The organism is Teretinema zuelzerae (assembly GCF_021021555.1).
Lineage (GTDB): Bacteria > Spirochaetota > Spirochaetia > Treponematales > Treponemataceae > Teretinema > Teretinema zuelzerae.
The window spans coordinates 1,573,579-1,588,023 of the sequence record NZ_JAINWA010000003.1 but is presented as its reverse complement, the minus strand read 5'-3'; the positions used below and the strand labels follow the sequence as shown (position 1 = coordinate 1,588,023).

Sequence of the window (14,445 nt, the reverse complement as noted above, 5' to 3'; positions counted from 1 at the left end):
GTCTAGAACACCGTTTCGCCAAGCAGTCTGCCGATGAGGTTGACTGCCATTTTCGCCGTGCTGTTGCGGATGTCGTGGACCGGATTCACTTCAACCATATCGGCGGACGAGACCATCCCCGTATTCGCCATTTCTTCCATTAAAAACAGAACTTCCCGGTAGGTAAGTCCTCCGGGAACTTCGATGCCGACTCCGGGAGCGAAGCGCGGATCGATAGCGTCGATGTCGAAGCTGACGTGGACGGTATCGACGTTTTCTCTGAAATGACGGGTGATTTCGGCCACAGTTTTTGAAATCCCGTTGCGGTCGATGTCGCTCATCGACCAGACGGTGACTCCTGCTTCCTTCATGAGCGCCCGCTCTCCTCTATCCAGATCCCTGACGCCGATATAGCACACGTTCGCGGGATCGACCTTGCGTTTTCCCGTGTAAAAGCCGGTAAGCTCGGGGATTCCGAATCCGCAGGACGCGGCTAGTATCATTCCGTGGATGTTTCCGCTCGGCGTCGTCTGCGTCGTATTGAAGTCTCCGTGCGCGTCCACCCAAAGCACGCCGATCCTTTTTCCCGTTTCCGCGTGGGCCGACGCCGCTCCGGCAAGGGACCCGAGCGCGATTGAATGGTCCCCGCCGAGAATGAGGGGAAAATCTCCCGCCTTCAATACCGATTCGACATTCTGCGCAAGCTCGCCGCATGCGTCCAGTATCGGCCCCAGATGCTTCGCTCCGTCGACCGGCAGTTCGCTGGCGGGATCGATGTACTCCTGAGGCGGTATCGCGATGGGCGGATAGAGATCGTCGGAGTCGATGCCGAGAGAATTAAGCTTGTCCCTGAGTCCCGCGAGCCGTATCGCAGACGGCCCCATATCGGCCCCGCGCCTGCTGGCTCCGTAATCCAGGGGCATTTCTATTATTCGTACTTTCATTCGTTTTTCCTTCACGATTTATGCTGCGCCGCCAGGTTTTTCAGCCAGCGTTCAGTTGTCAATTGCCAATGGGCGATCCCTACTTTAACAAAATCCGTGAGTTTTACAATAGCGAACATCTCGATCGGCCCGAGTTTCGTGAAGGCCGCGAGCAGAAAAATGCCCGGAAGGAAGAGAACCGTATTCACGCCGCCGTCGACCCATGCGCCCATGATCGTGTCTCCCCCGGAACGAGCCGTAGCAAACTGCGCGTTCAGATACGTCCATACCGGCATATACAGTGCGATTACCCACAGCATGTTCCGGGTGATAAGGCGGGCTTCCGCCGAGAGATTTCCGAATACTACCGGGATGAGGAACACCGAAAAGCATTCTATCGCAGCCACGACGAATCCGACGATGAGGGCTCCCGATCTGAGCCAGCGCGCCTGTATGCGCGCGGTTTCCAGTTCGTTCCTGCCCAGAGTCCCTCCGACTATTACCCCTACCGATGTATGGATTCCGCCGAACACGAGCATGAAGAGATTCGCTATCGCCCAGCCTCCGGCCATCCCTGATACTATTTCCGCCCCTCCGCGGCCGTTATACACCGCGTTCATCACCGTTTCCGTCAGCACCCAGGACATCTCGGAAAGAAAAATGATTCCTGATTTTCTCAGGATAGCCGCGAACAGGCGCAGATTGAGGTTGAAAAAGCTGCGCGCCTTTACCCAGAACGGCGGTTTCGTTCCGGCCGCGTAGCCGATGAACAAAATCATCTCGAACGCGCGCGCGATTACCGTGGCGATTGCCGCTCCCGCGACTTCCATTCGCGGAGCGCCCAGGTTGCCGTATATGAGAACCCAGTTAAAAAAGGTATTCACCAGAGTCGCGGCTACTGAAATGATCAACGGCGCGCGAACCTTGCCTATTTCCCTGAGGGATGAACCTATCGCAAGCGATATTCCCATCGGAATAAAGGTGAGAGCGATTAAGGAAAGATACGTTTTTCCCTCGGCGATGATGCCCGCGCTCTGCGAGTTCGAATTCAGCAAAAGGCCGAGCATTTGAGACGGCAACAGGAGGGACAGAGCAATCGCAGCCGTTGCCAGGACGCTTATGGTAAGAACTTTATACCGGAAGGTCTGTTGCATTCCTTCGCGGTCTTTAGCGCCGTTGAATTGCGACATGAAAATGGCGCCGCCCGAGACGAGGGTGTTCGAGGCGACGATGAAGATGAAAAGGAGCTGATTCGTTACATTGACGCCGCTCATTTTAATGTCCCCGAGGCCGGCAACCATGAAGTTGTCGATGAGGGATACGAGGCTTTGGAGCAGAGCCTGAAGCATTACCGGAACGGCTATTCCGAGCGCCATCTTATAGAAATGGGCCGGCCCGATGTATTTTTTGATGTTCATTCCACGACTATACAAAATGCCCCGCACTTGCGCCAGTTGCCGGCGAAGATGCGGGGTTAACAGATTGTAAGATTCTTGGATCAGGTATATTCTTCGCGGCTTTTCACCTCGAGTCCGCGGGTTTTATACCACTCCAGCGAATCTATGAATTGCTTGGCGATTTTGATGTTCGTAATCAACGGGATGCCGAGATCGACGCTCAACCGGCGGATGCTGTAGTCGTTCCTCAATTCGCTTTCCCGGTTGTTTTTCGGAATATTGATGACCAGATCGATCAATCCCGCCTGAAGCTCGTCCGCGATGTTCGGATGCTTGTCCTCCAGCGGCCAGGGCAGGCTTTCCGCCTCGATGCCGTGGTTTTGCAGGAATCGAGCCGTTCCTCCGGAAGCCGCAAGCTGATAGCCGAGCGATTTCAGCTTTTTCGCGCTTTCGATGAAGTCGACCTTGTTTTCGATCGGACCCGTCGATAGCAGAATTTTTTTCTTCGGTATGGTATATCCGGTCGAAAGCATGGCTTTCATGAACGCATCCCGGACTCCTCTGCCCATGCAGCCTACCTCGCCCGTGCTGGCCATCTCCACTCCGGCCACCGGGTCCGTCCCCTTCATGCGCGAATAGCTGAACTGCGCCGCCCGGACTCCTACATGATCGAAATCGAGCCGCGATCCGTCGATTTTTTGTACATCCAAGCCGAGTTGAGCCTTCACGGCAAGGGCAGCCATATCGATGTGGAACACCTTCGAACAGAAGGGCAGCGATCGGCTGGCGCGAAGATTGCATTCGATGACCTGAATATTCGTGCTTTTCGCCAGAAACTGAATATTGAACGGCCCGGTGATTTCCAGAGCCGCCGCGATTTTTCTCGCGGCTTTTTTTATCGCCTGGGCCGTCGAAAGATATATGCGCTGCGCCGGGAGAACCACCGTCGCGTCGCCTGAGTGCACGCCGGCGTTTTCTATATGCTCGCTGATCGCGTAGGCGAGGATCTCCCCCTTGTTCGCTACCGCGTCTATTTCGATTTCTTTTGAATTTTCGGCATAGCGGGTAAGAATCACCGGATGATCGGGACTGACCTTCATAGCGCGGGAGAGCAGCCCTTTCAGGCTTGCGTCGTCCCATGCGACGCTCATAGCCGCGCCCGAGGATACATAGCTTGGACGGATCAACAGGGGAAATCCGTTTTTTTCCGTAAACTGTCTCGCAGCCTCAAGACTGGAAACTTCCATCCACTCAGGCTGCTGGATGCCCAGCTGATCGAGAAGCGCGCTGAATTTATTCCGGTCTTCCGCCCTGTCGATGTCGGCCGGTTGGGTTCCCAGAACGGGGATGCCTCTTCGAGAGAGCGGAATCGCAAGATTATTCGGAATTTGACCGCCCATCGAGAGTATGATTCCCTCCGGACGCTCCGCGTCGTACACATCGCAGACTCGCTCGAGGCTTAATTCCTCGAAGTATACTCGATCTGCGATATCGAAATCGGTTGAAACCGCCTCCGGGTTGCAGTTGAGCACTATCGCCGGCTTCCCGGCGGCGCGGATCGTCTTCAAGGCGCTCGCGCAGCACCATTCGTACTCGAGGTTCGAACCGATATGGAAGGGTCCGCTTCCCAACACCATCGCTCCCGCGCCGAGCGCCTTCACATCGTCTGAAACACCGGAATAGGTCATGTAGAGGCCTCCGTGCCTGACGGTCGATTCTCCGCCAGTGGAATCGATGGATTTGCTTACCGGTCTGATCGAAAGTTCAAGCCTCAACGCTCTGATCTTGTCTTCTCTGCTTCCGACGCACTGCGCAATCTGTTCGTCTGAAAATCCGGCCTGTTTCGCCGCGAGCAGAAGCTCTTTTCCCGGCAAAAGTTTTTTTCCGGTCGATCGCGCAGATTGAGGGATTTCTGATTGTTGCTCTGTCCCCGCGGAAGATAAATCCTCCCCGATACGCGCTATGATCCGCAACTGAGAAATGAACCAGGGATCTATGTGAGCGTGTTTAACGATTCTTTCGGTAGACCAGCCGTCCCGAATCGCTTCGTAAAGCGCGAAAACGCGCTCGTCTGTGGGATTTCGGAGGGAATCCTTGATATCCTTGAATGAATGGCCGTGCCCGTGAATTCCCGGGCACCCCGGCATCGTCATCCTGACGGCTTTTTGCAGGACCTCGGGAAACGTCCTGCCGAAAGCCATCGCTTCTCCGACGGCTTTCACCTCTGTCCCCAAATAGGGATCCGCCTTTTCGAACTTCTCCCGATCCCAGCGCGGCATCTTTAGCGCGATGCAGTCGAAAACCGGTTCCGTGCAGAATTTACTATTGGCCGTTAACGGATTCGCTGTTTCAGACAGCGCGAATCCAAGTGAAATTCGGGTGGTTATGTAGCCGATTTGATAACCGGAGGCCTTTGAAGCGATGGCAGTGCTGCGCGATAGCCGCGGAGCAATTTCGATCAACAGTTGCTCCCGCGTGTCCGGATGAAGGGCAAAGCGGATTGTCGCTTCGCCAATGATATTGAATCGCCTGGCCGCTTGAAACGCAGCTGTTCTCATGCGTTCAAGTTCGTCTCCGCTGAGTGTCTGAGCGGGAATGACGACCAATGAATCTCCGTTATGGATTCCGAGCGAATCAAGGCTCTCCATGCTGCATACCTGGATGCAGTTGTCCATCGCATCCCGCAACAGTTCAATTTCTACTTCCTTCCATTCGCCCAGGAAGGGTTCGACGAAGCAGCACGCCGTTTCGCTGAAACGTTTCCGGATGATGTGTTCTAGTTCTGCTCTGTCCCCGCACAGATGAGCCGCACGCTCGTCTCCCGAATTCAATGATCGAAGAATTACCGGATACTCGATGTCTGCCGGTACGGCGTTCTGTTCTCCGCATGCGAGCTTTATGCCGCGCAAGGCAGGAATGCCCGCTTCATCGAGGGCGGCGACGAAGGATTCTCTGTTGAACGCCTTGTCCAGATCCGGCATCTGGGTTCCCAAAACTTGGAGGTTGAACTGCTCCAGAACGCCGAGGCTCTCCAACTCCAATACGCATTGGTATGCGAGCTTTCCCCCGAAATGAATGAGGAGCGAGTCCGGATGCTCCTTCTCGATCACAGATTCTACAAATTCTGCTGTTATAGGAAGAAAATAGGTAGCGTCGGCAAGTCCTTCCGACGTATGAACCGCAGTCATTTCCGGGTTAATCAGAATTGTCCTGATCCCTTCCATCTTGAGGGCTTTGATCGCCTGCAGACACGATGAGTCGAATTCTCCTGTCTGTCCGATTCTATGCGCCCCTGAACCGAGGATAAGTACCGTCTTCGGGGTATTAATGCGATATGACGTCATTTCTGTATTCCTCCCTCGATCACGATTTTCAGAAAATCATCATACAACCACGCCGCATCGGAAGGTCCGGGATTTCCTTCCGGATGAAACAGTACGCCTGAAAACAGCCCTTTGCGCGTCCTTATTCCTTCTATGCAATGAGAGTTGTTTTCTAGAAATGTTGTTTCCCATTCATGGGGAAGCGAATCTTCTCGTATGCCGTATGAATGATTCTGCGCAGTAATAATGCATTTGCCTGTTTGCAGATCGATACAGGGAATGCTCGACCCGTGGTGTCCTTTTCCGAGCCTATATGTTGCGCCGCCTGCCGCCAATGCCAGAATGACGGCTCCCTGGCCGGTCGCGAAGATTGCTCTGTCCCCTTTGAGCAAGTCTTTAATGATGGCTATCGGCTTATCCCACGAAGTCGGATCTCCGGGGCCTCCGCTGATGAAAACTCCATCGAAATCCTCTCCCCGAAAATCGTCATTCCACGGAGTTTTTATTACGGTTGTGTCCGGTGTAATAAGCTTCCGTAACGCAGAGTGCTTAATACCGCAGTCGATCGCGATTATCTTTTTCTGTCCCGCACCGTATGTTTGCCTTTTCTTTACAGAGATGTATTGAGGGTGGGCGTGTTTTCCAGCGGAACTGAACGACACGTCCCTCGTATCATCAATGATTATTTTCGCTCTCATGACGCCGCGTTGTTCGATTTTCTTTATTAAGGCTCTTGTATCTATGCCCGAAATTCCCGGAACCTGATATTTTCTGAGCCACCGGGTCAACGCTTTTTCCTGAGGCGGAAATACTTCCGGCGCCTGATAATCTCCGACGACGAGGCCTTTTATTGTTATTGTCGGGTGCTCTGTCCCTGTTTCCAGACCAAACGGACAGACTCCAGCGTCCCGTATTCCGGTAGAGCCGCAAATCGGCTGGGTAAGGACCAAAATCGCATCTTTTAAAGACGGATCCGACAACAAACGGCCGATATCTGCCTGTCCTGAATAAAATAATACTTCTCCGGCGGCTGAACTTTCATGACCGAAGGCGAATCCTTCGAATTCTGTTCCGTCTTCGAGTAAAATCCGTGCGTTTCTTGAATAATCGTACACTGTAACCTCCATGCAGCGAGGGTTCATTCACGAGGTTAAGTGTATTCTCGATATTTTGTAATTGCAAGAAAAAAGTCTATAGAGAGCGGATTAAGATTTTCGATCCGCGTTTTTCAGTCCATTTTTCTCTTCTTTTTGACGGCATTTCAGAAATATTAGTCAATTTGAAGCCGAATCTTTCAAACCAGTCTGCTGTTTTCGTGGTAAGGACGAAAATTTTAGAAAAATCCGCTTTTTTTGCCCTGTCTATCAAGAGGTCCATGAGTTTGGGGCCTATGCCCATGTGCGCATAGGCCTCGTCCACGGCGATGCCCGCGATTTCTCCAAGCCCTTCAGGATAGGCATGGAGGGCGCCGCATGCCCGTATTCCGCCGTCGATTTCATAGACTACGAAATCCTGTACTTGCTGTTCCAGTTCTTCGCTCGTTCTCTGCAAGAGGATTCCCTCTTCGACGAATGGATTCATAAGCGACAGAACACCCGCGATGTCATCCTTCGTCATCGTTCTGAAATCTCCGTAGTTGTTGCGGTAAATCATGGTTCCGGATCCAAGTTCCGAGAAAATTTCCGCAGGCATTACGCCGTCGATGTCCGCGTCGAGAATATGCGCTCGGGTAACGCCTTTTATGCATGCGTCGCGCCCCTGAATCAAGAGATCCTCAAGCTCGAGCGTCGGACAGCGGGGATTCTCAACAGCCTGATTGAGCTTGAGGAATGAGTCGATATCGTCTACAGCGATAGCGGCCATTCTGCCTTCCGGGGACAGAGCAACAGAATCCGGCATTTGATATTCGTCGATCGATACGGTATTTCCGCAACCCAGGAAAAAAAGTTTATCTGCCTTCAATGCTACGGCAGTCGAAACTGCAATTTCCGTAGAGGATATGTTGTATGGTTTTCCGGTTGCCGTCCATCCGATGCATGGAATAATCGGGATAAATCCGTCTTCTATCGCCCTGCAAAGCGATTCTTTTTGAATCTTCTCGACGACGCCGGCGCTTCCGTAATCAACGCCGTTCACGACTCCTCTGCCGCGCGCTCTCACCCAATTACCGATCACCGCATTCATATGTTCGGCGGAAAGCCTGCTCATGATGCGGTTCGATACATCGAATGCCGCCATCTTGATGAAATCCATAGCCGCGTCCGGCGTAATTCTGATGCCGTCCTGGAATTCCCATCCGACCTTATACGCGTCGAGAACCTGAGATATATGATTTTGAGCTCCGGGAATGATGACAGTCCGTATGCCGGTTTCCGCTAACAGTGCAAGGTCGTGCATGTGGGAGCTGAATAGAGGAGAGTCGAACACGTCGTCGTCAACCCTGATTACTATGGTTGATCCTTTAAACTTCTTGATATATCGAAGCACATCGCGTACCCGTTCCGTTTGCATCATGCAGGTATCCTAAGTCAGTAACAGGGGCTTGTCAAACCCGAGTCAAAAGCTATGATGAAAAAATATGAAAGAACTATGCTCTGTCCCCGATTTTTATGATTTATATGTGTTTGATCTGGACGGTACCCTTATCGATTCCTTATCCGATCTTGCTGATTCGGTAAATTTGATGTTGCTCCATTTTCGGCTTCCTGAAGTCGGTTTGCAGGATGTTAAAAAGGCAATAGGGTCCGGCGCTAGAAATCTCATTTCTCAGTGCCTCTCTCTTTCGCTTCAGTCTTTACATGAACGAGATCGAGTTATGCAAAACGCATCTATCGACATCGACGAGTGCCTTTCCTATTATCGGGAAACATATCGAGCAAGGTGTCTTTGTAAAACAAAACCCTATCCGAAGATGCTTAAGACCCTTCGCGATTTGGAGAGCGCAGGGAAAATTATGACGGTGTTGACTAATAAACCGACTGAAGCCGCAAGGTCGATTTTGGACGGATTAGCCCTTTCGGGCTGCTTTCAAATCATTGCAGGGCCTGAATATGCCGGCGTGCTTAAGCCAGATCCCTCCGGCATCGGAAAGATCCTGAATGAATGCGGGATTTCGGGGGACAGAGCAATAATGGTCGGCGATTCAGCTGTCGATATTCTGACCGGTAAAGCTGCGATGATCTCAACATGCGGAATCATCGGGGGCTTGGGCGATCACGAGGACATGATTTCCTCTGTCCCCGACTATGTCGTCGATCTTGATACTTGACAAAACCAATGAAATCACAGTTTACTAGGATTGAAATGAGTACAGTAGCAATGTTGAACCATCATCATCACCTCCACGCGGAAGATATTCCTGGATAACAGCAGGTGATGGTATGCGCATGCATATAGAGCCGCTGAAGCCGGGAGTTGAAAGAACCGGTTTCAGCGGCTTTTTTTATTCTCAGGCGTCGGTTTTGGAATTTACGGCAGCGTGCCGATAGGTATATGTATTCTGACATTATAAGGGAGTCATCAATGGAGAAGCTGAAGATTTTATTGCCGAAGGGCAGAATTTATGAGAATGTAACAAAATTGTTTTCCGACGCCGGTATAGACATATATCTCCCGGAGCGGGCTTATCGTCCGACTGTGAATCAGGACGATCTTGAAGCCAAGGTTATGAAACCTCAGAATATCGGCAAGCTTCTCGAGCTCGGGGCTCACGATGTCGGGTTTACCGGAATCGATTGGATCCGCGAAACATCGGCCGACGTCGTTGAAATTATGGATTTGGGTTTCGACAAGGTGAGAATAGTAGCCGCTGTGCCGAATGATCTTGACGATGCGGCGCTTCGGTCAAAACGAGTAATCGTAGCAACCGAATATGTGAATAACGCGGAAGCCTGGCTCAAGACTCAAAATATGAAGTATTTGACGGTTAGAACTTACGGTGCGACCGAAGTATTCCCTCCCGACGACGCCGACATGATTATCGACAATACCGCCACCGGTCGCACCCTCATCGAGAACGGGTTGCGCATCGTCGATACCATCATGGAGAGCTCTACCCGCATGTTCGCCTCCAAGGAAGCAATGGCAGATCCCGCTAAAAGCAAAAAAATTCAAGAGCTAAAAATGCTCTTCGAGTCCGTCTTGGCCGCTAAAAACCGGGTGATGCTTGAAATGAATGTTTCAAAAGCCCGATTCAGCGATCTTGTGAGCGGAATCCCCGCGATGAAGAGCCCCACTGTCGCGCCCTTGTACGGCGACGACGGCTACGCGATAAAAATAGTCGTCAAGAAAAGCGAAGCTCCGACCCTGTTGCCCAAACTGAAAAGTCTCGGGGCTACCGATATTCTTGAATACGAATTGAGAAAGGTCATGCCATGAACAATTCTTCCGCCGTGTATTCCACTAGCAGCCGAACGGCCATGATAGAGCGGAAAACCGCTGAAACCAGCATATCCTTGACGCTGAATATCGACGGAACGGGTAATTGCGATGTTGCGTGTCCTATCGGTTTTCTCGCCCACATGCTTGCCTCTTTTTGCAAGCACGGTTTATTCGATCTGAGCGGGTCGATATCAGGCGATTTGATAGTCGACCAGCATCACACAGTTGAAGATACCGGAATCGTATTGGGATGTCTGTTCGATAAAGCGCTTGGGGACAGAGCAGGAATCAAACGCGCCGGTTCATCGCTTTTCCCGATGGATGAAGCATTAATCCGCGCTGCTGTCGATTTCGGTGGGCGCCCGTATTTGTCGTGCGAACTGAACATTTCCTCTGTCCCTCTGGTGTCCGGGGGATCCTCGTTTTCGGCGTTCCAGACAGATACGGTGCCTGATTTTTGGCAGGGCTTCGTCGTCGGAGCAAAATGCAACCTGCATCTTGATGTACTTCGAGGCAGAAGCGACCATCACAAAATTGAAGGGGCTTTCAAGGCCGCCGGGCGCGCCTTGTCTGAAGCGGTTGAGCGGGACGCGCGAATTATTGGACGGATTCCGAGCACCAAGGGTACGTTAACCAGTTAACAGATCCTGGTGAGTTTTACTGCTGCGATATATTTTCTATAAGGGTACAGACATGGTTATAGCTTCGATAGATTTGAAAGGCGGAAAAGTTGTTCAGCTTCGGCAGGGCAAGGATTTAGTTCTCGAGCGGGACGATCCTGATTCGCTGGTGAAAGAGTTTGATAAATACGGAGAAGTTGCTGTTATCGATCTTGACGCCGCATTGCGAAACACGAATCCGGATGGTACGACTGTTAACACAGGGATTTTGCAGCGTCTTTTGCGGAAGGGAAACATTCGCGTCGGCGGAGGAATACGCGACGCGAAAAGAGCGAAGGAGCTTCTTTCCCTGGGAGCTGAGAAGGTAATTATCGGGTCCGCCGCATTTACGCTTCCCGACGGTTCTGCGGGCATAAACGCAGCTTTTCTGTCGGCATTGTCGGATACCGTCGGCAAAGAACACCTGATAATTTCTGTCGACAGCCGCGACGGAAAAATTGCCGTCAAGGGCTGGACTGAATCTGCCGGACTGGATCTCATAGGGGCTGCTAAAGCCGTTGAACCATACTGTTCAGAGCTGTTGTATACATGCGTAGAACGGGAAGGCACAATGACCGGCATCAATCTCGAACAGGTCAAAGCTCTTCGGTCCGCTGTCTCTTGCCGCGTCGTCGTTGCAGGCGGCGTATCAACGGTGACAGAGGTGACAGAGCTCGAGCGGCTCGGATGCGATGTTCAGCTGGGAATGGCTCTCTATACGGAGAAAGTCTCGTTGAAAGATTGTTTTCTCTCTTGTCTTGACTGGGAAAAAGGCCCTCTTCTTCCTGTAATCGCACAGAGCGACGACGGAGAAGTTCTTATGCAAGGGTATGCAAACAAAGAAGCGCTTGAAAAAACCTTTGCGACCGGTTTATTGACTTTCTGGAGCAGATCCCGATCGACTCTTTGGACGAAAGGCGAAACATCCGGAAATACCTTGGATGTCGTTAAATTACGCGTCGATTGCGACCGCGATGCCGTTCTTGCCACTGTAAAGCCTCATGGACCGACGTGTCACACCGGAGCATGGTCTTGTTTTAAGACTGTCGGGGACAGAGCATATACACTTCCGTTCCTCTCATCGATCATTGCTGACCGTTTCGCGAATCCAAAGCCTGGCTCCTACACGGCCACCCTTACGCCTGAGCGGGTGCGTGAAAAGATTTTGGAAGAAGCTGAAGAACTCACAGAGGCAGAATCTAAAGACGATGTCGTGTGGGAATGTGCCGATTTGATTTATTTCGTGAATGTATTAATGCATCGAGAGGGAGTGTCGTGGACTGATGTCCTGGGCGAACTCGATCGTCGGCACAAAAAGTAATTTTTTTGGGCAAGAAACGCGATTATGCATACATGTTTACCGTATGAGAAGAAAGCGTTTCCTCCGGGCGGGATCACGGTATCATGTTGCCGCTCGGACTAATAATCGCGAGATCCTATTGGAATCCGACGAGGCAAGAGCTTTGTTTGTCAGCGTCCTCGAACGGGCTCATGAGAAATATCGATTCTCGATCGACAGTTTTGTGATAATGGGAAACCATTTTCATATCATCATTCTGCCTGGCGAGGGAGAAAGCCTCTCTTCGATCATGCAATGGATTATGAGCGTTTTCGCGCGAGCATACAACAGGAGGTATAACCGAACAGGGCATTTTTGGGGCGATCGGTTCGCATCCTGGGTTCTCGATTCAATCAGACAGATCTTGCGGACAATTTTGTATATTGAGGAAAACCCCGTGAAAGCCGGTCTTGTCGATAGGTCTGATGTATGGATTTGGGGAAGCCTCTGGCATAGAAGGAATCGTCGGCTCGCATTTCTCAGCGAGCCTGATTCCTGGTTGTCGTAATTCTGCTATTGCTTCCGATTGTTTCTTCCGTAGCCGGCTTCCTGAAGCAATGCAGATAGCGCGTGAAGCCTTTCAGCCAACAGTTCATCGTCTTTTGCTAATGCGTCGCGGAATAGTTTTATGTCTTCGAGAATGCACGGATTTTCGGTGCAAACTCCCATCCGCAACGCGTCGCCTTGAATGCCGATCTTGCCAATTTCCGGCTTTTCATGGTCGAATAAGTCAGGATGACGATACGCTTCGCGGAAATGAAGAATCGATTGAACAATGAGCAACGATAGATCCAGCACCCTATGCAAAGGCAGCTCTTCAGACTGCCGAGACCACTTTTCGCCGGTGTAACGCCAGACCTTTGCCGCGATATCTATCTTGCCGCGTTCATTCCATTGCGCAAGTCCGAGGGAGAGGCCTTTGGCTTCGGACGAATATGCCGAACGTCCGTCTACCTGTTCGTAGTTCTCGCACGTTATAACAGGTTTGTGTTTTAAGGTGACAGGAATTTTCATAATTACTCCTTGATGGGGTTAGTATACAACTAAACTACTAATTTAGTAAATACGTGAGGTTTTGAATGAAAGACATTTTACAAATAGTGAAGGGGACAGAGGTTCCTTCTTCCTTTTACGCGCAACGTTCCTTTGCAGAGGATCTGAGCATTGTGACCCAGATAATTGACGATGTCCGTTCATCCGGCGATGCCGCGATTCATACCTATGCCAAACGTTTCGACCGGGTTGCTCCGATATCATTAGAAATCGATAAATCCAGACTTGTAGAAGCTGAGTTGCGTCTGAAGGATGTTGATCCGGACCTATATGAGTCGTTGAAGTTGTCTTATAACCTTGCGTTTAAATTTGCTTTGAAGCAGCGAGAGTCTTTCTCTGATTTTGAAGTTGCTCTGTCCCCCGGAATTGTTACCGGACAAAAAACCATACCGGTCGACAGGGCTGGCGTGTACGTTCCGGCGGGGCGTTTTCCACTCTTTTCTTCGGTTATTATGGGCTCTGTCCCTGCTAAAGCGGCAGGAGTCAAGGAAATTGTTCTGTGCACGCCGCCTGCGCCCTTGAACGGCGACGCATCGATTCCTTGGGCTGATGAACGAATTCTGGCTGTTGCTTCTTTGTGCGGTATCGACAGGGTGTTTGCTGTCGGCGGAGCTCAGGCGATCGCGGCAATGGCTTATGGCACGGAAACGATTCCGAAAGTCGATGTTATTGTCGGCCCGGGGAATAAGTTCGTCGCGGAAGCGAAAAAAAGGGTGTACGGCCAGGTCGGAATCGATTTAGTCGCTGGCCCGACAGAAGTAATGATCATCTGCGACGATTCCGCTCATCCGGATTGGATGGCCGCAGATTTATTGGCTCAAGCTGAACATGATCCCGATGCGCAGGCAATACTGTTAACCTGTTCGATGGAAATCGCGCAATCCGTTCAGAACAGGATTTCAGTGTTGCTCAATGATCTGCCGGAATCGGCTGCGGCTCGGAGCAGCATCGGAAATAACTCGATGATCATTGTGGTTGATGATTTGAATGAAGCCGCAGAAATCGCAAACAGGAAGGCTCCCGAACATTTGGAAATCGCTGTTTCTGATGGAACGGAACGAGAGCTTTTGTGCGAAAAAGTACGGAACTACGGATCATTATTCATCGGCCATCGCTCCGCAGAAGTTCTCGGAGATTATGCCGCGGGTTTAAACCATACCCTGCCGACATCCGGGGCGGCGCGGTTTACCGGAGGATTGTCAGTTAGGCATTTCCTTAAGACGGTTACGACACTTCGCGTCCCGGAGGCTTCTGTTGGATCAGTCGATCCGAACGCATTCGACGGCTTGGTTAAATCGCTTCGCGCCGCGGAACAGATTGCCAAGGCGGAGGGTTTATCCGGCCACGCTCTTGCTGCGCGGTGCCGTCTCGATTCTTTAATTTGATTTAGTA

12 protein-coding genes are annotated in these 14,445 nt (G+C 51.4%); 6 read left to right on the top strand and 6 right to left on the bottom strand.

Going from position 1 to position 14,445, the window contains the following annotated elements:
* Positions 1 to 2 precede the first annotated feature (2 nt).
* The 5 genes from rocF to argA all read right to left on the bottom strand — a co-directional run bounded on the left by rocF (position 3) and on the right by argA (position 8,136).
* Positions 3 to 923, bottom strand: a complete 921-nt coding sequence (gene rocF / locus K7J14_RS14115; RefSeq protein ID WP_230757741.1) for an arginase — start codon at positions 921 to 923, stop codon at positions 3 to 5.
* Positions 924 to 934: 11 nt separating this feature from the next.
* On the bottom strand, positions 935 to 2,320 hold the full coding sequence (locus K7J14_RS14110; protein ID WP_230757738.1) for an MATE family efflux transporter: 1,386 nt from the start codon (positions 2,318 to 2,320) through the stop codon (positions 935 to 937).
* Between the two features lie 80 nt (positions 2,321 to 2,400).
* Positions 2,401 to 5,643, bottom strand: a complete 3,243-nt coding sequence (gene carB / locus K7J14_RS14105) for a carbamoyl-phosphate synthase (glutamine-hydrolyzing) large subunit (RefSeq protein WP_230757737.1) — start codon at positions 5,641 to 5,643, stop codon at positions 2,401 to 2,403.
* Positions 5,640 to 6,737, bottom strand: a complete 1,098-nt coding sequence (locus K7J14_RS14100) for a carbamoyl phosphate synthase small subunit (RefSeq protein WP_230757735.1) — start codon at positions 6,735 to 6,737, stop codon at positions 5,640 to 5,642. The genes carB and K7J14_RS14100 overlap by 4 nt, the downstream gene beginning before the upstream one ends.
* A gap of 76 nt (positions 6,738 to 6,813) precedes the next feature.
* The gene (gene argA, locus K7J14_RS14095; protein WP_230757731.1) at positions 6,814 to 8,136 is read right to left on the bottom strand and encodes an amino-acid N-acetyltransferase; all 1,323 of its coding nucleotides are present in this window, start codon (positions 8,134 to 8,136) and stop codon (positions 6,814 to 6,816) included.
* 64 nt (positions 8,137 to 8,200) lie between these two features.
* Here argA and K7J14_RS14090 point away from each other — a divergent pair, with 64 nt between their 5' ends.
* From K7J14_RS14090 to K7J14_RS16410, 5 genes are all read left to right on the top strand, one after another.
* A complete protein-coding gene (locus tag K7J14_RS14090) occupies positions 8,201 to 8,890 on the top strand; it encodes an HAD family hydrolase (RefSeq protein WP_230757728.1) in 690 nt (229 codons plus the stop codon).
* A gap of 254 nt (positions 8,891 to 9,144) precedes the next feature.
* Entirely contained in the window at positions 9,145 to 9,999 is an 855-nt protein-coding gene (hisG, locus tag K7J14_RS14085; RefSeq protein WP_230757725.1) for an ATP phosphoribosyltransferase, read from the top strand.
* Entirely contained in the window at positions 9,996 to 10,643 is a 648-nt protein-coding gene (locus K7J14_RS14080; protein WP_230757722.1) for an imidazoleglycerol-phosphate dehydratase, read from the top strand. Before hisG ends, K7J14_RS14080 begins: the two co-directional genes overlap by 4 nt.
* A 52-nt stretch (positions 10,644 to 10,695) precedes the next feature.
* Positions 10,696 to 11,982, top strand: coding sequence for a bifunctional phosphoribosyl-AMP cyclohydrolase/phosphoribosyl-ATP diphosphatase HisIE (hisIE, locus tag K7J14_RS14075; protein ID WP_230757714.1), 1,287 nt, complete (start codon positions 10,696 to 10,698; stop codon positions 11,980 to 11,982).
* A complete protein-coding gene (locus K7J14_RS16410) occupies positions 11,945 to 12,508 on the top strand; it encodes an REP-associated tyrosine transposase (RefSeq protein ID WP_408033993.1) in 564 nt (187 codons plus the stop codon). Before hisIE ends, K7J14_RS16410 begins: the two co-directional genes overlap by 38 nt.
* A 5-nt stretch (positions 12,509 to 12,513) precedes the next feature.
* Here K7J14_RS16410 and K7J14_RS14070 read toward each other — a convergent pair whose 3' ends face one another.
* Positions 12,514 to 13,014, bottom strand: a complete 501-nt coding sequence (locus K7J14_RS14070; RefSeq protein ID WP_230757711.1) for a DUF6530 family protein — start codon at positions 13,012 to 13,014, stop codon at positions 12,514 to 12,516.
* Between the two features lie 65 nt (positions 13,015 to 13,079).
* Between K7J14_RS14070 and hisD the strand changes: the two genes are divergently transcribed.
* On the top strand, positions 13,080 to 14,438 hold the full coding sequence (gene hisD, locus K7J14_RS14065; RefSeq protein ID WP_269062473.1) for a histidinol dehydrogenase: 1,359 nt from the start codon (positions 13,080 to 13,082) through the stop codon (positions 14,436 to 14,438).
* The last annotated feature ends 7 nt before the right edge of the window (positions 14,439 to 14,445 follow it).